16 protein-coding genes are annotated in these 20,855 nt (G+C 42.4%); 14 read left to right on the top strand and 2 right to left on the bottom strand.

The window, feature by feature from the left end:
• Both N6H18_RS17850 and N6H18_RS17845 read left to right on the top strand, forming a co-directional pair.
• Entirely contained in the window at positions 1–1,284 is a 1,284-nt protein-coding gene (locus N6H18_RS17850; RefSeq protein ID WP_262309642.1) for a DUF5690 family protein, read from the top strand.
• A 1-nt stretch (position 1,285) separates the two neighbouring features.
• Complete coding sequence (locus N6H18_RS17845) at positions 1,286–2,446, top strand: TIGR03364 family FAD-dependent oxidoreductase (protein ID WP_262309641.1); 1,161 nt, start codon at positions 1,286–1,288, stop codon at positions 2,444–2,446.
• Between the two features lie 311 nt (positions 2,447–2,757).
• On the opposite strand, the gene N6H18_RS17840 is transcribed toward N6H18_RS17845, so the two are convergent.
• The gene (locus N6H18_RS17840) at positions 2,758–3,321 is read right to left on the bottom strand and encodes a DUF4136 domain-containing protein (RefSeq protein WP_262309640.1); all 564 of its coding nucleotides are present in this window, start codon (positions 3,319–3,321) and stop codon (positions 2,758–2,760) included.
• 405 nt (positions 3,322–3,726) lie between these two features.
• Between N6H18_RS17840 and N6H18_RS17835 the strand changes: the two genes are divergently transcribed.
• Positions 3,727–7,125 (top strand): chondroitinase-B domain-containing protein, encoded by a 3,399-nt coding sequence (locus N6H18_RS17835; RefSeq protein WP_262309639.1) that lies wholly within the window; start codon positions 3,727–3,729, stop codon positions 7,123–7,125.
• A 140-nt stretch (positions 7,126–7,265) separates the two neighbouring features.
• Here N6H18_RS17835 and N6H18_RS17830 read toward each other — a convergent pair whose 3' ends face one another.
• Positions 7,266–7,682, bottom strand: a complete 417-nt coding sequence (locus N6H18_RS17830; RefSeq protein WP_262309638.1) for a hypothetical protein — start codon at positions 7,680–7,682, stop codon at positions 7,266–7,268.
• 326 nt (positions 7,683–8,008) lie between these two features.
• Here N6H18_RS17830 and N6H18_RS17825 point away from each other — a divergent pair, with 326 nt between their 5' ends.
• The 11 genes from N6H18_RS17825 (at position 8,009) to N6H18_RS17775 (ending at position 20,853) form a co-directional block, all read left to right on the top strand.
• Complete coding sequence (locus N6H18_RS17825) at positions 8,009–8,698, top strand: response regulator transcription factor (RefSeq protein ID WP_262309637.1); 690 nt, start codon at positions 8,009–8,011, stop codon at positions 8,696–8,698.
• Complete coding sequence (locus N6H18_RS17820; protein ID WP_262309636.1) at positions 8,695–10,080, top strand: sensor histidine kinase; 1,386 nt, start codon at positions 8,695–8,697, stop codon at positions 10,078–10,080. Before N6H18_RS17825 ends, N6H18_RS17820 begins: the two co-directional genes overlap by 4 nt.
• Before the next feature lie 268 nt (positions 10,081–10,348).
• Entirely contained in the window at positions 10,349–10,840 is a 492-nt protein-coding gene (locus tag N6H18_RS17815) for a hypothetical protein (RefSeq protein ID WP_262309635.1), read from the top strand.
• Entirely contained in the window at positions 10,824–11,546 is a 723-nt protein-coding gene (locus tag N6H18_RS17810) for a YoaK family protein (protein WP_262309634.1), read from the top strand. Before N6H18_RS17815 ends, N6H18_RS17810 begins: the two co-directional genes overlap by 17 nt.
• Before the next feature lie 241 nt (positions 11,547–11,787).
• Entirely contained in the window at positions 11,788–12,945 is a 1,158-nt protein-coding gene (locus N6H18_RS17805) for a homogentisate 1,2-dioxygenase (protein ID WP_262309633.1), read from the top strand.
• Positions 12,946–13,032: 87 nt separating this feature from the next.
• The gene (locus N6H18_RS17800; RefSeq protein WP_262309632.1) at positions 13,033–13,728 is read left to right on the top strand and encodes a CoA transferase subunit A; all 696 of its coding nucleotides are present in this window, start codon (positions 13,033–13,035) and stop codon (positions 13,726–13,728) included.
• Positions 13,729–13,730: 2 nt separating this feature from the next.
• A complete protein-coding gene (locus N6H18_RS17795) occupies positions 13,731–14,384 on the top strand; it encodes a 3-oxoacid CoA-transferase subunit B (protein ID WP_262309631.1) in 654 nt (217 codons plus the stop codon).
• An 18-nt stretch (positions 14,385–14,402) separates the two neighbouring features.
• The gene (gene fahA / locus N6H18_RS17790) at positions 14,403–15,641 is read left to right on the top strand and encodes a fumarylacetoacetase (protein WP_262309630.1); all 1,239 of its coding nucleotides are present in this window, start codon (positions 14,403–14,405) and stop codon (positions 15,639–15,641) included.
• A gap of 66 nt (positions 15,642–15,707) precedes the next feature.
• Positions 15,708–16,625: a flavin reductase family protein gene (locus N6H18_RS17785; RefSeq protein WP_262309629.1), complete on the top strand. Its 918-nt coding sequence runs from the start codon at positions 15,708–15,710 to the stop codon at positions 16,623–16,625.
• 152 nt (positions 16,626–16,777) lie between these two features.
• Positions 16,778–19,882, top strand: coding sequence for a UvrD-helicase domain-containing protein (locus N6H18_RS17780; RefSeq protein WP_316044846.1), 3,105 nt, complete (start codon positions 16,778–16,780; stop codon positions 19,880–19,882).
• The gene (locus N6H18_RS17775) at positions 19,879–20,853 is read left to right on the top strand and encodes an NADPH:quinone oxidoreductase family protein (protein WP_262309628.1); all 975 of its coding nucleotides are present in this window, start codon (positions 19,879–19,881) and stop codon (positions 20,851–20,853) included. The genes N6H18_RS17780 and N6H18_RS17775 overlap by 4 nt, the downstream gene beginning before the upstream one ends.
• Positions 20,854–20,855: the final 2 nt, after the last annotated feature.

The following is a 20,855-nucleotide window of genomic DNA, read 5'->3' as shown; positions in this document are numbered from 1 at the left end:
ATGGATGTGACCTTGCCTGCTGCTTTCTCCCAAAAATCCAAAAACGCTTGGTTCCTCGTGATCTCTATGGGATTGGTGGCATTTTCGACCTATTCATGCATGTATGCTTTTCGAAAGGCTTTTTCTGTGGGTGTATTTGCGGATGTCACCTATCTGGGGTTGGAGTTCAAGAGCCTGTTGATCATCGCACAGGCGCTGGGGTACATGTTCTCGAAGTTCATAGGGATCAAGTTCATCTCCGAGCTAAAGAAGAGCCAGCGGGCTTGGTTGATTTTGGCGCTGATTGGTTTTGCAGAGTTGGCCTTGGTACTGTTTGCGTTCATCCCAGCTCCCTACAACTTCTGGTGTCTTTTCCTCAATGGTCTGCCCTTGGGTATGATCTGGGGTATCGTGTTTAGTTACCTCGAGGGTAGGTCTAGTACGGAGATATTGGGCGCGATCCTGTCGATCAGTTTCATCATGGCATCCAATCTCTGCAAGTCCGTCGCACAATGGCTCATCATCAACCTCAGTGTATCGGAGTACCACATGCCCTACATTGTTGGGCTGATATTCACCGTGCCACTGTTGATCTCGGTCTATTTGCTCAACAAAATGCCCGAACCGACAGAGGAGGACAAAGCGGAGCGGATGGCACGCGTGCCTATGGATGCTGCAAGTCGCCGTACAAGCCTCAAAAGTATCGGAGGATTGATGCTGGTCATGGTACTGAGCTACATGATGCTCACCATCTTTAGAGACCTGCGCAGCAATTACGCTTCCGATATTTGGCTGGCTTTGGGCTTTGCGGAGGAGCCGTCGATCTACTTGAGTACGTCGATACCTTCCACCATCATTGTACTGATCGTGATGAGTTCGATTTTCCTGATCAGGGACAACTTCAAGGCACTGTTGGCCATACAGTTGATCATATTGGTGGGCTATGTCACGATTGCGTTGAGCACTTTTGGGATGGAACAAAAAGTGGTGTCTGGTTCGCTGTGGGTGATTATGATCATGACAGGCGTGTATTTGGCCTACATTCCGTTCAACTGCTTTGTGTTTGAGCGGGTCATCCCGGTCTTCAAAATCTCTGGTGCCAACATAGGTTTTTTGATGTACATCGCGGATGCTTTTGGCTACCTAGGCAGTGTGGGAGTGTTGTTGTTTAAGAATTTTTATTCACCCAATGTGGATTGGTTGGACTTTATCGTCCAGTCCGCTTATGTGGTAGCCGTGATAGGGATCGTGATGACGGGTTTTACGGTAGTTTATTTGTTGCGAAAGATTAGAATAGCGAATTGAGATGAGTACAATGAAATATGATTTGATCGTAGTAGGTGGCGGTATCTTGGGTACCTTTCATGCCTACCATGCACTGATGGCAGGCAGGTCCGTCGCGATGATCGAGCGAGACCATGAACCGATGAGCGCCACCGTGCGAAACTTCGGACAGGTCGTCCCCTCGGGTATGGATGCCAAATGGCAAAAATATGGCCGCAGGAGTCTAGAGATATATAAAGACATACAGGCTAAGACAGATATATCGATTCGTCAAAACGGCTCGATCTACATTGCCTCAGACGAGGAAGAAATGACACTGATCCACGAACTGCAGCAGATCAATCAGGTCAATGGATATGCTTCACAGTTGAAATCCCCTGCCGAATGTCTAGAGACTTATCAGGGTTTGAAAGCGGACTATGTGAAGGGAGGCTTGTTTTTTCCAGATGAGGTGACCGTAGAGCCGAGAGTGGCGGTACATCAGATCAGAGCCTACTTGATCGAGCAGTACGGTTTGCAGTATTTCTCGAACCGCTGTGTGACAGAGATTGAGTCTGCCAGTGACAACCAGTGGGTATTTTGCAATTCAGGCGAAGTATTCATGTCCGAAAAGGTCGTCGTATGCACGGGCAGTGATTTCAAAAATCTGTATCCAAAACTCTACCAGGAGAGCGATCTCGAAGTGACCAAACTGCAGATGATGCAGACAGTGCCGCAAAGGAATCAGTTCATACCTGGCTCTGTGCTGACAGGACTGAGCATCCGACGTTATGAGAGTTTTAGCGAATGCAACTCCTACGCAGCAATCAAGGCCAAAGAAGACCCACAGTCCAAACACAAAGAATGGGGGATTCACATCCTATTCAAGCAAGCGATGGATGGCAGTGTCATCATCGGTGATTCCCACGAATATGCAGATGCCGCCCAAGCAGATGCCTTGGGTTTCGATATCAATCAGGAGATGAATGCGTACATGATCCAGCTAGCCAAGGAAATCTTCGACCTAGAATCTTGGGAGCTGCAGCGCACCTGGTTTGGTATCTATAGCCAGTGCAAAAACAAGGATGTTTTCGAGCATACCATTGACCAGCACATCCACATTGTCACCGGGATAGGAGGCAAGGGCATGACAGGTAGCGCAGGATTCGCTGAGGAAAGTATTCGGAAGATTTTTGGAGAGTAGGGGGTTGAATCAAGCGCTTTTTTTGTGCCATTTATACACATAGCCAGAGGCAATACTGTAGACTCAGATGTAGTTTACCTCTATAAATTTTATCCCTACAAGAAAGTCGATCATCTAGTTGTCAGGTATTTAAAAGGTATAAAAAGTACTGGAATAGAAGTCTGCACAGACTTTGAGATAACCCTGCTTAGGATTATGAAGAGACAAAAATATACTGACTTTTTGAATAAAGAATGAAGATAAATTTTATGTCTGCATGTATATTTCTTGAATAAAGAAATTGAATCTCCCATGTCAGATTGGTCTGCAATCTAACGTAGCGCGAAATGTCTAAACTCTTCTATTTGAGAACCTTTGGACATCAGTTGGTATTGCTGCAGGATGACTTGTGCGGCAGCCTGATTGTTGTAGGAGCGAGAGTTGTGCATGTTACTGACGTGACCATTCCAGATTTCTTTTTGTAAAGCAGGATCATAAAAGGAGATGAAGAGGGAATTGCCATAGATCATAGTAGGACTGGTTTGCTTGTCTTTCTTTTCTTCCTCTTGGAAGTATTCTTTTCGTGCCAACCAGTTTTCAAGAGAAGGCTGGTTATCGGTCTTCAGTTTGAAATCCTCAGTGTAGGATTGGTAATAGATGTAGATTGATGGATTTTTGCTGTCTATTTGATAACCGAGCGAGTTCATATGTGATGCAATTCCCTTTTCGACCGCTTGTCTATCTACTGCAGCTAGTGCAACATTGCTAACTATAGAATAGCTCTGATATTGCTCAAATCGACCATCTTCTGCATACGAAGATTGGATGGTATGGTGATGCGACATGCTACAGCTGGCCAATACACAGAGCACAATATATAGATGTGTTAATTTCATGTTAATATAAAGTTAACAAAAAATCAACAAATAGCTATTGCACTTTCAGCCAATAGTGGTTTGTAAGTAGGTTTTTTGATAAACTTTGATGAGATGAACGGTGCTATGGGGATCGATCTTTACTATCTCCTGTCATGCATGTTGGATTATTTGCTTTGGTGTTTTTTTGCATTTAAGTAATATTTATTTTAAATATTCTATGAGTTTAAAAAAACGCCTTTTTGAGCCGATTTGATGGTTTTTTATTGTGAATGTATTTGTTTCCCATAGCTATGTAGCGTCTATCGCATTGATATTCAGTTGTATATTCAGTTTATTTTTTCTACTTTGGTCAATAAGTAATTGGGTTACCAATTTATTGGGTGTCCAATTATGAGCATGATTATTTAACTAAAATTAATTAGTATGAAAGACTATTTACTGAGTCGCATGGGCCGATGGGCACTGTGCGTCATGATTCATTTATGTGCTTTTCAGACTTATGGAGCCAATTATACCGTCAACTCTGCAAGTCAATTCAACAGTCTAAGTTTGTCTCCTGGAGACGTAGTGACCTGGACAAATGGCACATACAGTTCCAATCAAACGATCAGTTTTACTGCCAACGGAACCGCCTCTAATCCTATAATATTAAAAGCACAAACCCCAGGCGGGGTAGTTTTTACAGGGCATACCAATATGGATATTTCTGGTGACTATGTGATTGTTGATGGTTTTTATTGGAATGGTGGAGGGTCTAGTAACAACCATGTACAGTTCAGAAAGAGCAGCACTTATGCAAACAATTCCACCTTAAGAAATTGTGCTTTTAACAACCTGACACCTAATGGTACAGACAAACACCGTTGGGTGGTACTCTATGGCACAAACAACGTTGTTGAAAATTGTTCCTTTCTAAACAAGAATAGCCCAGGTGCATTGGTTTTGGTAGAACTAGAGTATAATGACTTCAACCCTGTAGGTCACATCATTAGAAATAATTATTTCTATAATTATGTCAAAAGAGATCCAACTACTACGCACTCGGGGGACAGCGAAACAATCCGAGTAGGGACTAGTGAGTTTCAAGACAAGAGTGCTAGCGTCATTGTAGAGGGTAATTACTTTTACAAGTCTGATGGTGAAAATGAAATCATCACCAACAAAAGTGCGGACAATACCTATCGAAACAACACTTTCAGGAGATGTAGAGGTTCTTTGGTTCTAAGGCATGGTGCTCGTGCTACTGTGGATGGGAATTACTTCTTAGGAGAAGGTGTGGAAGGCACAGGTGGCATAAGAATCACGGATAGTTATCATATCATTACCAACAATTACATCCAAGACGTAATCAGTACGAATGATAAATGGAACAATGGTATCACACTCGTAGGAGGATCTGATGCATCAGGCGGTATCACCAATGGATACCAAAAGGTAGATGATATTGTAGTGGCATTCAATACATTGTACAATGTGGAATCACCGATTTTTTATAACGATCGATCTAGTTATGATCCGACGGGTGTTTTGGCTTATAATGTGATTTATAGTACCTTATCTAATATTGTAGGTGGGGACATCTCGGGTACAGGTCAAGGGATGACTTACGAAGGCAATATTTTTGGAGGTTCGGCAATCGGCATCTCAAATGCTGGAATTACCAATGCAAACGCTAATTTTTCGGCAAGTGGAGAAATATTTAAACCTAGTGCTTCGGGTCCGGTAGCCAATGTAGCAGGCAGTAGTTACAGTTCTACTGTTAATTATGACATAGAAGGCCGTGCTAGGCCAAATTCTAATATGGACGTGGGTGCACATGAGGTCAGTGGAGGTAGTGGTTCGGCTACTTTTTTCCCACATACCGATAGTATGGTAGGTGTGTCCGTTGGAGCTTGTTTTTTGAATGCATCTGGTAGTCCTTTGAGTAGTTGTGGGGTGATTAGTGAGTATTTGACGGTATCACCCGTATCGAATTTTGCTTCCTCTACAGGTAGCAAGACGGCTAACATTTCTTCTAATGTGAGTTGGACAGTCACAGACAATCAATCATGGATCACAGTTTCACCTACTTCGGGTAGTGGCAATGGTAGTATTTCTGTCACTGTGACAGCTAATACATCTTCTTCAGCTAGAACTGGCACAGTTACCGTTTCAGCTTCAGGAGTAGCAGCTAAAACTATCACCGTAACACAAGCTGGAGTTGCAGCTGATGTGGATGTGACAGGTGTCAACCTCTCTCCAAGTACAGCCACATTGGGTTTAGGTGCTTCGCAACAGCTCACCGTCGGGGTGTTGCCAAGCAACGCTAGCAATCAAGGAGTGAATTATAGTAGCAGCAATAGTTCAGTAGCAAGTGTGAGTGCAAGTGGTTTGGTGACGGCTATAGCAGTTGGAGATGCAACCATTACCGTGACTACATTGGATGGTGGATTCACTGACTCAAGTGTGGTTACTGTTGTCGCTCCATCAAATGACACGAACCTTGCCTTAAACAAACTAGTGACTGGTACAGGTACGCCTGATGGTTCTAATGTGGCTGCCAATTTGGTGGATGGAGTCACAAGTACAAGATGGTCTGTGTCTGGTTATCCTCAGTCAGCTATCATTGATTTAGGAGCTGAGTTTACGTTGGGAAGCACAGAGTTGGTTTGCTATAGTGATAGAGCTTATCAATACACCATATCAGTTTCTTCTACACAAAATGGCAGTTATACAGAAGTTGTAGATCGAAGTGCCAACTCTACTTCTGGAACTACATCAAACCCGATAAGCGATTCTTTCTCAAGCATAGATGCACGATATGTGAAAATTACTGTAACGGGCGCCGCTTCATATACTGGCAGTTGGGTTAGTCTGCTGGAGCTTAGAGTGTATGCAGGAGAAAGTGTGTCTGAGACGGTGGATGTTACTTCAGTGTCAATGACACCTTCTAGTTTTTCTATGGTAGAAGGGACAACACAACAACTATCTGCTACGGTGAGTCCTAATGATGCTAGTAATCAATCTGTTAATTATAGTAGTAGCAATACTTCTGTAGCAACAGTTAATAGTAGCGGTTTGGTGACTGCAGTTTCTGCAGGGTCTGCAATTATTACTGTGACTACTGTAGATGGTTCGTTTACTGACAATAGTTCGGTTACTGTTTCCAGCGTGCCGACTGTTTCTAATTTGGCATTGAACAAGTCGGTAACATTCTCAAGTGAACAATCAACCAATCCTGCATCAAATTTGGTAGATGATGATCCAGATTCTAGATGGTCTGCACAAACTTACCCAGAATGGGTCAGGGTTGATTTGGGGGCTGTTTACACAATCAATAGTACTGAGGTGATATGCTATGGAGACCGTGCATACCAGTATGAGGTCGAAGTATCTACCGATGGGAGTTCATATACACAAATAGTAAACAGATCCAGTAATACAACAGGAGGATCCAACACCTCTCCAATTACAGATACGTTTGCGAGTGTCAACGCACGTTATGTAAGGATTACGGTGACTGGAGCAGCCGACTATTCTGGAGATTGGGCGAGTATTGAAGAATTCAGAGTGTTTGGGTATGCAAACTCAAATGCAAGAGTCAGTCCTGACACTGCGATCGAATCTGTGTGGTTTGGTCCTAATCCTGCGACTAATTTTGTCAATATAGGTGGAGCAAATGACTATCACACGCTGAAAGTATTTGATCAACTAGGTAGAACAGTTATTAACCAGTCTTTAGACGGATCTGCAATTAATGTTAGTCAGTTGGACCCTGGGGTATATTATTTTAGATTGTTGGGAAGTAAGGAAACTTTCAGTCAGCGAATTATCAAGCAGTAACGATTGCTTTTTAACATAGTCGAGCAGGTGAAGGATTCTTCACCTGTTTTTTTATGTAAAAAAATCGCATGTTGAAAACAATGAAAATCAAACTTGAATTAGATTAGTCAAGTCACTGCTTCAAATTGATTCATCAACACTCAATTTTGGCTTTCATACTTTCTGGCTAGCTCCATACCCAGCTTGAACATTTCGTCATAGGTTTCTTTTGGGACGCCTTGGTAGGTTCTGTCAAGGGGATCGTAAAATAATAAGTGTGTCACTCTGGTTCTTAGCTCATTAAATTGGGTAATTTTTTGGTACTGAGTTTTAGATATTTGATTGTGCAAATGTAGAACGCGTGCAGCAGTAAGGAGGTCTGTGGTGCTCGCCTGCTTCCATACCTTGAGCATTTCACCGTCTTGATCGATACAGCCAGATAGTATCAATTGCTCATGCAACTGACTTTCTATCCAATAATGTAGAACTTGCTCAGCTTCAATGTAGTTATGCTTTTCGTAGGCCTCTTTGGCGTGTTTTGTTACAGACTTTTCAATTTTGATGAAACCTTGATTCATAACAGTGGATTTTGATGGTTGAACAATATTTCAAAACAAAGCATCATGTACCTAGTCGAGCTATGTATTTACTACTGTATCTAATTTAGTAGAATCGTGTGATTAAACAAAAAAGAAAGTGAGATACATTCCGTATGCAAATGGTTATGACAAAGCACTTAATTTTTGTTTTTTTTACTTCCTTCAATTGAGCCCATGAGGGTTTTAAGAACTCATTTACATAAAATATGTTGGCTAGAACTCATGGTCTAATTTGAGGTTTCGAAAATCTGTTTATCTTGGTCGGTACAGATTGTAAATTGTTATTCCAGAAAAAAGAAGTCTAAGTGAAGAAGATATTGCTGGTAGAAGATGATAGTCATGTGTGTGCCTTTATCAATAAAGGGCTCACTGAGGAGGCTTATGAGGTGACTGTGGTCATGGACGGACAGCAAGGATTAGATATGGCACTATCCAACCAATATGATCTCATCATATTGGATATCATGATGCCCACACTCAACGGGCTAGAGGTATGCAAGGGGATTCGCAAAGAAAAGAAAGAGGTGCCTATCTTATTTCTAACAGCACTAGGTAGTACCGAAAATGTCGTGATGGGACTTGATTCTGGTGGAGATGACTATCTGGCCAAACCTTTCAAATTTATCGAACTACTTGCCAGGATGCGTACTTTGCTCCGACGGTCTCATAATAGTAGCGAGTCACTGCCTGATCAGATGTATAGATTTGCAGATTTGGAGGTCAACGATGAAACCAAAGTTGTCCGGCGAAACGGTATAGATATATCACTTACTTCTACGGAATATAGACTGTTGCTCATGTTACTTAAGAACCCGAAAAGAGTGTTGTCTAGAGTGGCGATATTGGATCAGGTATGGGGTGTTGATTTTGATATGGGTACGAATGTAGTCGATGTGTACATCAACTACTTGCGCAAAAAATTAGAGCGTCATACAGACAAAAGACTGATTCATACAGTGATAGGTATGGGCTATGTTCTCAAAGAAGAAGAATGAAGATAGAAAATAAAATCATATTGGTATTGTTGGCGGTATTTGTGTCTTACAGTCTGCTGTTCAGTGGTTTTATCTACTATTCGATCTTCGATTATGCCTTCATGGATTTTTACAAACGCCTAGAGATCCGTGCTATCACAGCAGCAAAAATATATGTAGAGCATGAGACAGAGGTCATGGTGATCAGAGAGCTGAGACAAGAATACTTAGAGAAGCTTCCTGATGAGAATATTGAGCTCTTTGAACTCACAGAACTCTATCACAGTCCTCATAAACACGACTTGAGTGCATACAAAAAGGAATTCATCAATGAAATACTGGATAATGGTAGTGCCAACTACAATGACCAGAGGATTTTCTACTATGGAATGATCTATGAATCAGCGATCAATGAAAAATATGTGGTGCTGGCTTCAGCAGAAAATTATTTCATCACACACCATGTTTCATATTTTCGTAACATTCTGGTTGGATCATTTATGATCGCATTTTTTATTATCCTGCTGGTTTCCTATCTATTTTCCCAAAAAATCACTCAACCCATCAATGATATAATCAAGAAGGTTAAGGAGATCAGTTCGGGTAATCTACACATGCGCCTAGAGGTAAACTCAGGAAAAGAGGATACTATTGGGGATCTCACCCGCACATTCAACGATATGCTCAACAGACTAGAAGCGTCTTTTGAGAGTCAGAAAAATTTCATTAGCAATGCATCCCATGAGCTCAATACACCACTGACCACTATCATCGGAGAGGCAGATGTGGCACTTAGCAAGATGCGAACCAGTGATTATTATATAGAATCCCTCATGACAATATTGGAGGAAGCAGAAAAACTAAACAAGAAAACCCATGCCTTGCTAAGACTGGCTCAGACAGGATTTGATGGTAAAAAACAAGAGTTCAGTCGTTTTAGAATAGATCAGCTAATCTTAGATGTGAAGGAGACTGTGATGAAAATCAGTCCCAATAGTCAGGTGAACATCGATTTTAACTTGCTACCTGAAAATCATAACCTACTCAAAATAGAAGGGAGTGAAACACTTTTGCATTTGGCACTTTCAAATTTGATCTTGAATGGGTGTAAATATTCTGGCAATCAACCCGTCAGGGTCGCTCTTGGAGTTTCGCCAGAACAAATCATCATCTTAATCAAAGACACAGGTATTGGTATTCCAGAAGAGGAACTTCAGTTTATTTACGACCCTTACTTTAGAGCTACTAATACGCGTAATCACGAAGGTTATGGGATTGGCCTGCCCTTGGCCCGTAATATCATCCAGATGCACGACGGCAAACTCCAAATCAACTCCGAGATGAATAAGGGTACTGTGGTAAGAGTCCTGCTCAAACCTGCCAAGATAGAATCACCTGTCTAGCACGGATAAGAGAGTCTATAAAATTAGAAAATTAACAGAGTGTAAAGATCTGTTAATGTATTCCTCAATACTCAATACTCAATACTCAATACTCAATACTCAATACATCTTCGAGTATCTAGCATCTACCATTCAAATTAAGAAACTCTAATGTCATTCTAATCTCGTGTTTATGTGGTCTTAATGTGACTACTCTAGTTTTGTTTCAGAAGACTTGAATACCACCCTTCAAAGGGCAAGTTTTCATTGGAAATTAAACTAACAAACTATGAAAGTGGCAATCATCTACACATTAATACTCTCATCCCTAGTAGGAGTAATTTCGTTGATGATCAACTCAGGCGGGCACCCACACAATCATCTGATAGGTGCTTGGAAAGAAACGTCTTGGCAATATGAAAAGCTTGACGACCTAGAAGGTGAGGATGAAATGACCATGGAAATCGATCATCAAATGAAGAGTGAGATCAGCAAGTCTTTGGTGTTTCATGAAGCAGAAGTGTGGCATTTTGCTCCTGATGGTGAAATAGGATTGTTTGACCAATACGGGAAGTCCAAAAGATTGGATTGGAGATTGAAAGGAAGAGGAAATATATTGAAATTGTTGGCCGACGGAGAGCGTACGGAGTATTACAATATTAAAAGTTTGTCTGCGGATAAAATGGAGATCCACTTTACCACGGATATTGGCGCAAGAGGGGTAGTGAAGATGGTTTTTGAGAAGGTGCCAAGTACTATAAGTTATGCTAAGAAAATTTGACACTCAGCGTTCTCTGAGTGATAATATAAAGTTAGGAACACTCACAGCCATGTCTGCGGGCATGGTCAATGTGATGTCTGTCATTGTGTTTTTTGCCTATACATCCAATGTGACGGGGCACTACGCTGTATTGGCGGAGGAACTGTCCAAAGGCAATTGGTACCAAGCGGGTGTAGTAGCCGCATGGATTTTGCTGTTTTTCTTCGGTGGCTTTTTAGCCAACTTTATCATCATCAATCTCAACAGATTTAATGTCTATTTGGCGCACGCCTTGCCTTTGGCGATGGAGATCGTTTGTCTACTGATTGTAGGAAGCTATGTTCAATTTTTTTACATGGAGACTTTGGTAGAAACGGAGATATTGATAGGATTCATGTTGCTTGCGATGGGGATTCAAAACGGCTTGACAGCTAGTATCTCTGGTTCGACAGTCAAGACCACTCACCTGACTGGTTTGACTACTGATTTGGGTATTTTGTTCTCAATGTTTACACAAAGAGAATTTCGCCAAAAGAAACATTTGCGTGACAAGGCCAAAATGCAAACAACCATCATGTTGGCTTATTTGCTAGGAGGATTTGTAGCAGGGTATCTATATTATGAGGTCTCTTACAATGTCTTTTATATCGTCTGCTTATTTCTGTTTTTCATTATCTGCTATGATTATTATCAGATTAGATTCAGTGTAAAGCTCAACCGAGCATAACAAAGAAAATACATCCAAGAGCCCCAGATTTCACAACGCCTCTACTCAACTACTTCAGCGTTGTGCGGATCGGGGCTTTTTATTTTGTTGATTGGCGATGGTTTTATGTGCCTAGTGTCTTTCCTGCTTCCTAGCAATGGATAGTCTTTCATTTGCTCTCATTTCTCCCGAAAATTGATTAAAATTAGGAAGCTTTCTGGTAAGAAGTACTGGAAGCGATAGACCCAAAAACAACATTGCCATGCCCATTTATCACAAACTAGGTGAGATACCGGGCAAGCGACATACTCAATTCAAAAAATCTGACGGTTCTCTTTATTATGAGCAATTGTTTGGAACGATAGGATTTGAAGGCATGTCGTCTTTGCTGTATCATCATCGCCGACCTACGATGATTCAGGATATCGGTCAAAGTATCGATGTGTCTCCTGTGATTGCTGTAGAAAAGAACATTCACTCCAAAAAGCTGATAGGCTTTCAAGTGTCGCAAAAGGATGACTTCCTTCAGGCAAGAGAACCTTTGATGGTCAACCAAGACCTGATCATTGGACTAACTGCACCTAGGCAGTCTATGAAAGATTACTATTACAAAAATGTGAGTGCGGATGAACTGCTTTTCATTCATAGAGGATCAGGTACACTGAGGACTTTAGTAGGGAATATTCCCTTTGAATATGGAGACTATCTCATCATCCCAAGAGGCATGATTTATCAAATTGATTTTGACACAGCGGACAATAGAATATTGTATGTAGAGTCTTTTAGTCCGATCTATACGCCTAAAAAATACCGCAACTGGTTTGGGCAATTGCAGGAGCATTCGCCCTTTTGTGAGCGAGATTACAAGTTGCCTAGGGATTTGGAATCACATGATGCGAAGGGAGACTTTCTTATCAAGATCAAGAAACAAGGAATGCTACATCATGTGCATTATGCGTCGCATCCGTTTGATGTAGTCGGCTGGGATGGATACAATTACCCATACGGTTTTTCGATTCACAATTTTGAACCTATTACTGGACGGATTCATCAGCCACCACCTGTTCATCAGACTTTTGAGACTTCAGCGTTTGTGGTTTGCTCGTTTTGTCCGAGGATGTATGATTACCATCCGCAATCTATTCCTGCTCCATACAATCACTCCAATATAGACTCGGATGAGATGCTCTATTATGTAGATGGGGATTTTATGAGTCGAAACGATGTAGCACCTGGCAATATCAGTTTGCATCCAGCGGGTATTCCACATGGGCCACATCCAGGTGCGTACGAAAGGAGTATTGGCCAGACAGAGACCAAGGAATTGGCTGTGATGATCGATACCTTCAGACCACTGATGCTGACCGAAAATGCTTTGAAAATCGATGATGGAAAGTATTACAGCTCATGGATAGAATAGCCTAGTGGCGAAAGAGAGCAAGTTTTTAACTGTTTCTGACTAACGGGCTTTCTAACTTTTAATTTTATAAACCTTAAACTTTCCTATATGAACAAGACTGTACAAAATGCAGAAGAAGCGATCGAAGGAATCAAACACCATATGACCCTGATGTTGGGAGGTTTTGGTTTGTGCGGGATTCCTGAAAATTGTATTCAGGCACTGGTAGATGCCGAGATCAAGGGACTGACCTGTATCTCCAACAATGCAGGTGTCGATGACTTTGGACTTGGGCTGCTGCTACAAAAACGACAAATCAAGAAGATGATTTCGTCATATGTAGGTGAGAATGCGGAATTTGAGCGGCAAATGCTCAGCGGTGAACTCGAAGTAGACCTGATACCACAGGGATCACTGGCAGAGAGATGCCGTGCTGGAGGTGCTGGGATTCCCGCGTTTTTTACCCCAGCGGGTTATGGGACTGAAATTGGAGAGGGAAAGGAAGTGCGAGAATTCAACGGCAAACCACATATATTAGAAACCGCACTTACAGCAGATTTTGCTATTGTCAAAGCTTGGAAAGGAGATACCTTGGGCAACTTGATATACAAAGGGACTGCCCGAAATTTTAATCCAGTCATGGCGATGGCAGGCAAGGTTACGATCGCCGAAGTGGAGGAGTTGGTACAGCCAGGTCAATTGGATCCAAACCAAATTCATACTCCTGGAATTTTTGTCCAAAGAATTTTTCAAGGCAAGGAATATGAGAAGAGAATCGAACAACGAACCGTTAGAAACCGATAGCCATGCTAAACAAACAAGGAATAGCCAAGCGCATTGCGCAGGAGTTACAAAATGGATGGTATGTCAATTTGGGCATAGGGATACCTACGCTGGTTGCCAATTTTGTTCCTGAGGGAATTGAGGTAGAATTTCAATCTGAAAATGGCATTTTAGGTATGGGGCAATTCCCTATAGAGGGTGAGGAAGACGCTGATCTGATCAATGCTGGCAAACAAACTGTGACGCTCAAACCTGGAGCAGTGCTGTTTGATTCTGCGACATCATTTGCCATGATTAGAGGCCAACACGTACAGTTGACAGTACTAGGAGCCATGGAAGTATCCCAAACAGGAGACATCGCCAATTGGAAAGTGCCTGGTAAAATGGTTAAGGGAATGGGAGGGGCCATGGACTTGGTCGCTTCTGCCCAAAATATCATCGTGGCGATGATGCACACAAGCAAGTCTGGCGAATCCAAACTACTCAAAGAGTGTGCTTTGCCTTTGACTGGCGTAGGGTGTGTCAAACGAATCGTTACAGACTTGGCAGTTTTGGATGTCACAACCAAGGGTTTCAAATTGATTGAGCGAGCACCTGGTGTATCGGTGGCAGAGATTGTCAGTGCCACAGCGGGCAATCTGATCATAGAAGGTGAGATTCCTGAGATGAACATTTAAACAAATCCTCCTAGGCATATGAAAGAGCTAAACAGTTGGTTAGCAATTGATCGTGATTCGGATTTCAGTATTTACAATTTACCCTTTGGCGTATTTTCTATACATGGGGGGCAGAGGCAGATTGGTATGGCCATCGGTGATAAAATTGTGAATCTGACAGGTCTGGCAGATAATGAATTACTTCCTATCTCTTCTTTCTTTTTTCGGAAGGATTATTTGAATGATTTCATTGGTTTAGGCAAGGAGGTGACCAAACAAGTCAGACTAGAGGTTCAACAATTGCTGTCAGAGGAGAATTCTCCTCTTAGAAATCATCCCGATCTACTCATCAATCAGGTAGAAGCAGCGATGCATCTACCTGTGAAGATTGGAGATTACACAGATTTTTATTCCAGTAAAGAGCACGCCACCAATGTGGGAAAGATGTTTCGTGATCCAGAACATGCGCTACTACCCAACTGGAAGCATATTCCTGTGGGATACCATGGTAGGGCGTCTTCTATCAGGGTGAGTGGCGAGCCATTTCATCGTCCGATGGGTCAGGTTTTGCCAGATGGCAGTGATGAGCCAGTTTTTCAGGCTTCTGCGCAGGTAGATTTCGAATTGGAGATGGGGTATATCATAGGCAGAGAATCCAAACTAGGGGACAGAATTAATACTACCGATGCTGAGGATTATATATTTGGCAAGGTGCTGTTCAATGATTGGTCAGCGCGAGATATTCAGCGATGGGAATATGTGCCGTTGGGACCATTTCTTTCTAAGAGCTTTGCATCCTCGATGTCTCCTTGGGTAGTGACGATGGAGGCATTGGAGCCATTTAGAGTCGCTGGACCAATACAAGAACCAAAGGTGTTGCCGTATTTGGCATACAGTGGAGATAGGAATTTTGACATTACATTGGAGGTGGGGCTCAAAGCAGCGCATCTGGATGAACAAATCTTTTGCCGTACCAATTTTAAATACATGTATTGGAACATGGTGCAGCAGTTGGCGCATCACACCATCAATGGCTGTGATGTGCACATAGGTGATTTGATGGCTTCAGGAACCATTTCTGGCTCCACTAAAGGCACATATGGCTCAATGCTGGAACTTACATGGGGAGGTAGTCAGCCGATCCAGATGAACGACGGTACTACACGTGCCTTCGTTGAAGACATGGATATAGTGACTTTGCGTGGGTATGGCGTAAAGAAGGATATCAGAGTGGGTTTTGGTTCGGTTAGCGCACAGTTGTTACCTTGTAAAGAATAGAGTTGAAATTGAAAGCATAATTCAACTTTCAACTTTCTAACTTTCACCTTTTAACTCAAAAAAAATATGTCTACCATCAGTATAGATCCCAAAGAATTGCTTCAACCTGCTTTGCACAACTACCTATTGACGGCCATAGCACCACGACCGATTTGTTTTGCCAGCACAGTGGACGAACATGGAAACGTGAATTTGAGTCCGTTTAGTTACTTCAATATGTTTAGCACCAATCCACCGATCATGATATTTTCTCCCACCAGACGCGGGAGGGACAATACTACCAAGCATACTTGGGACAATGTCCAAAAGGTACCTGAGGTAGTGATCAATGTGGTGAACTACCCCATTGTCGAGCAGATGTCGCTAGCCAGTACAGAATATGAGCAGGGAATCAATGAGTTTATAAAAGCAGGCCTGACAGAGGGGAAGTCTGTCAAAGTGAAACCGCCAAGAGTGGTGGAATCCCCAGTTTCTTTCGAATGCAAAGTGACAGAAATAAAATCCCTAGGGGAGGGTCCTGGAGCAGGCAATTTGGTGTTTGCCGAAGTGGTGTATATTCATGTGAGGGAGGATTATTTGGATGAAAATCAAAACCTAGATACTGGAAAACTGGATTTGGTAGCAAGGATGGGAGGTAGTTGGTATTGCAGAGCGATTCCAGAAGCTTTGTTTCAGATTCCCAAACCGATCCATGCCAAAGGAATAGGAGTAGATCGTCTGCCAGATAGTGCCAAAGATAGTTGGGTACTTACAGGCAACAATTTGGGTAGGTTAGGGAATTTTCCGCATTGGCCAGAGCAGCATGTAGTTCTGGAGCTTCGGAAATCAGAGAAAGTCATGCAGATTCTACATGACAATAGGACCAATGCACAGACCTGTATCGATCAGTTGCACCAGCTTGCACAGCAATTGTTGCTGGATCACAAAACGGAACAAGCCTTGGCCGTGGTGGTGTTGGCAGATCAGGTTTTGAAGGGGGGATAAAGTTTTTTCCATTCCTTTGATCTTTATTCCAACATTGTTGCAGAGCAAGATGGTCAATCGTTTCCTGGATTACATATTTCAGGTTTAACAACCGATCGGCTATTGCATAATCCCGCATGAAATTGTAAGTTGTCTTTTCATTTGACAAAAGGATAATTATCAAAAATTTCAACATATATCGTGCATCGGCTGGATCTGGAAAGACCTACACGCTCACTTACAATTACCTGAGATTGGTGCTCAAGTACCCAGACTATTTCAAGTCCGTATTGGCAGTGACCTTTACCAATAAAGCGACGCAGGAAATGAAATCCAGAATCGTAGAAACGCTAAAGGAACTCAGTAGTCATGGACATGGCATGGCTACCCAACTCAAGGAGGATTTGGGACTTAGCGATGCACAACTCAAAGAAAGAGCCTCACAAGTATTGCTCAGTATCCTTCACAACTACTCCTTTTTTGCTGTTACAACTATTGATGCTTTCTTTCAGAAGGTAGTCAGGTCTTTTGCCAGAGAAATAGGCATTCATACAGGCTTCAAGATCGAACTGGATCAAAACAAGGTACTCAAAGAAGTGGTGGATCAGATGATCCAAAAAATCTCAGAGGATGCACAGCTACTCAAATGGCTGACGGATTTTGCGATCAGCGAAATCAACGAAGGCAAATCTTGGGATACGAGCAAGAGCATTTTGACCCTGTCTAAGGAGCTTTTCAAAGAAGAAGTAGTAGACAAGCGAGAGCAAGTCTTCGAAAAACTAGAGGAGACTACTTTTATGGATGGTCTGATCAAGAATGTACGCCAGAGAATCGTCGAGTTTGAGTCTACCTATAGAGGGATTGGGCAAAGTGCCGTCCAGATGATCGAAGGCTATGGGCTGACGGAGGGGAGTTTTACTTATGGGTCATCAGGAGTCGGAGGCTACATGTACAAGGTGAGTCAGGGCGACATCAAAGAACCAGGTGTCCGTGTCAGCAAGGCACTGGAAGAAGACGCTTGGGTAGCCAAAACATCCAAAGAGAAAGATCAAGTTATGTCACTGGTTCATGCGGGTTTGAGAGATTTGTTGACAGAGATGGTGGCGTATTATGAGTCGCATGTGGAGATATACAATTCGCTGACGCAGGTGTCACGCCAGCTTTATGCTTTTGGTTTGTTGTCACGCATTTCGCAAGAGATCGTTCAGTACAAGGATGAAAATGAGCTATTACTCATTTCTGATTTTCAACTCTTTCTCAATGAAATCATCAGTGACAGTGATTCTCCCTATGTCTATGAAAAAATAGGAACCCGCTACAAACATTATTTGATTGACGAATTCCAGGATACAAGTAGCATGCAATGGGGCAATTTTAAGCCTTTGATACAGGATAGTCTCAGCAGTGGCAACTTCAATATGGTCGTGGGTGATGTCAAGCAATCCATTTATCGATGGCGTGGTGGAGATTGGGACATCTTGCTCAACAAGGTAAAGCAAGGTATAGATGCCAGTGTGATCGATGAACTTAACCTGAAAACCAATCGAAGGAGTAAGGAAAATATCGTGTCATTCAACAATGACTTTTTCGAACAAGCTCCATATATGATAGAGTCAGCACTACAGGGTGGCTCTGAGATTCTACGTGTCCAAGAAGCTTATGACCAAAGTAGTCAAGAGTTGTTTGATACGTCAGGGGAGGGCTTGATACAATTGGATTTTTATGAAAAGTCAGAAGTAGAAAAGGATTATCCCATGCAGATTCTCATTCAAAACATACAAACCCTCCAACGTGCCAATTATGCACTGAGTGATATCGCAATCTTAGTGCGAGGCAACCGTGAGGGTCGAGAAGTTGCTCAGGCATTGATGAATCACCAAATGGAGTATCCCGATGATGGATTCAGCTACGATGTGCTCTCCAATGAATCTTTGTATATCAAAAACAACAAGGCGGTTCATTTGATGTTGCAGTTGCTAAACTACATTTTATTCCCTCATGAAAAACTATACAAAAAGCAAGTCGAATATGCCCTGAAATTTTGGTTTGAGGACGAAGAGTTACCAACAGTCATGGAGCAAATTCGTTCCAAACTTACCAAGTGGCAGTCATTTAGATTGTCCGAATTGATACAGGTGATCGTTCGCCAATTTGATTTGTTGGATTCCGAGGAAGATTTGCCATATGTAATGGCATTTTCGGATGCCGTAGATGATTTTTTGGAGTATGAGAGTGATACCATTGTTGATTTCATCAATTGGTGGTCAGATCATGACAAGCGATCAATCCAAGTCTCTGAAAATCAAGATGCAATGGCAATCATGACGATTCACAAGTCCAAGGGATTGCAATTCAAAGCAGTTTTGATTCCTTTTTGCAATTGGTTATTTGATCACAGGGCGGGGTTGATGAGTCAATTCTTGTGGAGTGAAAGAGCCAATGACCCAGCCGTACTGGGTTTGCCTTTGGTGCCAGTTAAATATACTGCCACACTTAGTAATACGATCTTCTCTAAGGATTACTTTGCTGAAAAGCACGATATACATTTGGATAACCTCAATTTGCTCTACGTGGCTATGACCAGGGCAGAAGAGGCTTTGTTCATTACTTCTGCTATTGATAAAAATGCCAAAAGCATAAAAACCAGTGGTCAATTGGTATATGAGTATGCGCTGAAACAAGGGTTGATTGAAGAGGATAAACAACAAGCTGTAGTAGGTCAATTGCCAGCGTTTTCTTCCTATGATGCCAAGACAGTTTCCAGCTATTCTATCCATCCTAGAAAACTTGCTACAGAATTGGGTAATAACATCATTTTGCGATATCAGTCCAGAATATTGGAGGAGGCGCAAATCGACTCCATCAATTACGGTGATATTGTGCATTGGATCTTTTCCAAGATCACGAAGCGCAGTGATTTCTCCTCTGCGATAGAAATGGCCGTATTAAAATTTGGTTTACGGACTACTGAGATCGATGAAATCAAAACAAGATTGAGACAAATATGGGATCTTCCTCAGGTGCCACAGTGGTTTACTGACGGTTGGGAGGTCAAAAATGAAGCATCAATCCTGTTGTCGGATGGTAAAATGAAGCGGCCTGACAGAGTAGTTATCAAAGGAGACAGGGCTTTGGTCATAGACTATAAAACAGGAGCAAAGTCAGCTGGACACATCAGACAGGTAGAAGAATACAAGTCTATCTTAGCCAAAATGGGTTACAAAACAGTAGAAGGATACTTGATCTATTTTACAGAACTTGAAGTGATGAAAGTATGAAAGCAGTGATTTGTAGAAACTATGGTTCTCCCGATTTGTTGACGTTGGAAGACATGCCATCCTTGACACCAGAACCCAACGAGGTAATCGTTGATGTGAAGGCCTGTGGTCTGAATTTTCCTGATACTTTGATTATTCAGGGTAAATACCAATTTCAACCTGAGTTTCCTTTTTCGCCAGGAGGAGAGGTAGCTGGGACTGTCAAATCTATCGGATCTGAAGTCAAACACCTGTGCGTCGGGGATCGAGTCATGGCAGGCACTAGCTGGGGAGGAATGGCACAGGAGGCACGTTCTTTGGCTAGCAATGCTTTCAAAATCCCCGATTCGATGAGTTTTGAGTCTGCTGCAGGGTCGCTGATGACTTATGCGACAGCCTACCATGCGTTGGTAGATAGAGCAGCTATCAAGTCAGGAGAAACAGTACTCGTCTTGGGAGCGGCGGGAGGTATTGGTGTAGCATCTATTCAAATTGCCAAAATACTGGGGTGTCACGTGATTGCTTGCGCCTCTACGGATGACAAATTGGATTTTTGCAGCCAACTGGGAGCAGATGAGACAGTCAATTATATGTCGGAAGATCTCAAAACAAGAGTCAAAGAAATCACGAATGGCCAGGGCGCAGATGTGATCGTGGATCCTGTAGGAGGGCGATTTGCGGAGCCTGCATTTCGATCCATTGCTAGGTTTGGGAGGTATTTGGTAGTGGGTTTTGCCAGTGGTGAAATCCCTAGTATTGCTTGGAATCTACCCTTGTTGAAAAGTGCCTCCATTGTGGGTGTGTTTTGGGGCTCTTTTTTTAGAAATAACCCAGAGGATAATGCTCAAAACGTGGCACAATTGCTTCGTTGGTTTGATGACGGGCAAATGAGTACACAGCTGTATCAAGTATATCCATTATCCGCATTCAAGGAAGCGCTAGATTGTTTGACGAATAAAGAGGTGAAAGGAAAGATTGTTTTGTTGCCTTGAAT

Source organism: Reichenbachiella agarivorans, assembly GCF_025502585.1.
Taxonomy (GTDB): domain Bacteria; phylum Bacteroidota; class Bacteroidia; order Cytophagales; family Cyclobacteriaceae; genus Reichenbachiella; species Reichenbachiella agarivorans.
The sequence above is the reverse complement of the archived record's forward strand: the minus strand, read 5'-3'. Positions and strand labels throughout refer to the sequence as shown.

Coding starts and splice junctions, on each gene's coding strand:
- N6H18_RS17850 (WP_262309642.1), top strand. CDS start 1: ATGGATGTGACCTTGCCTGCTGCTTTCTCCCAAAAATCCAAAAACGCT.
- N6H18_RS17845 (WP_262309641.1), top strand. CDS start 1,286: ATGAGTACAATGAAATATGATTTGATCGTAGTAGGTGGCGGTATCTTG.
- N6H18_RS17840 (WP_262309640.1), bottom strand. CDS start 3,321: ATGAAATTAACACATCTATATATTGTGCTCTGTGTATTGGCCAGCTGT.
- N6H18_RS17835 (WP_262309639.1), top strand. CDS start 3,727: ATGAAAGACTATTTACTGAGTCGCATGGGCCGATGGGCACTGTGCGTC.
- N6H18_RS17830 (WP_262309638.1), bottom strand. CDS start 7,682: ATGAATCAAGGTTTCATCAAAATTGAAAAGTCTGTAACAAAACACGCC.
- N6H18_RS17820 (WP_262309636.1), top strand. CDS start 8,695: ATGAAGATAGAAAATAAAATCATATTGGTATTGTTGGCGGTATTTGTG.
- N6H18_RS17815 (WP_262309635.1), top strand. CDS start 10,349: ATGAAAGTGGCAATCATCTACACATTAATACTCTCATCCCTAGTAGGA.
- N6H18_RS17810 (WP_262309634.1), top strand. CDS start 10,824: ATGCTAAGAAAATTTGACACTCAGCGTTCTCTGAGTGATAATATAAAG.
- N6H18_RS17805 (WP_262309633.1), top strand. CDS start 11,788: ATGCCCATTTATCACAAACTAGGTGAGATACCGGGCAAGCGACATACT.
- N6H18_RS17800 (WP_262309632.1), top strand. CDS start 13,033: ATGAACAAGACTGTACAAAATGCAGAAGAAGCGATCGAAGGAATCAAA.
- N6H18_RS17795 (WP_262309631.1), top strand. CDS start 13,731: ATGCTAAACAAACAAGGAATAGCCAAGCGCATTGCGCAGGAGTTACAA.
- fahA (WP_262309630.1), top strand. CDS start 14,403: ATGAAAGAGCTAAACAGTTGGTTAGCAATTGATCGTGATTCGGATTTC.
- N6H18_RS17785 (WP_262309629.1), top strand. CDS start 15,708: ATGTCTACCATCAGTATAGATCCCAAAGAATTGCTTCAACCTGCTTTG.
- N6H18_RS17775 (WP_262309628.1), top strand. CDS start 19,879: ATGAAAGCAGTGATTTGTAGAAACTATGGTTCTCCCGATTTGTTGACG.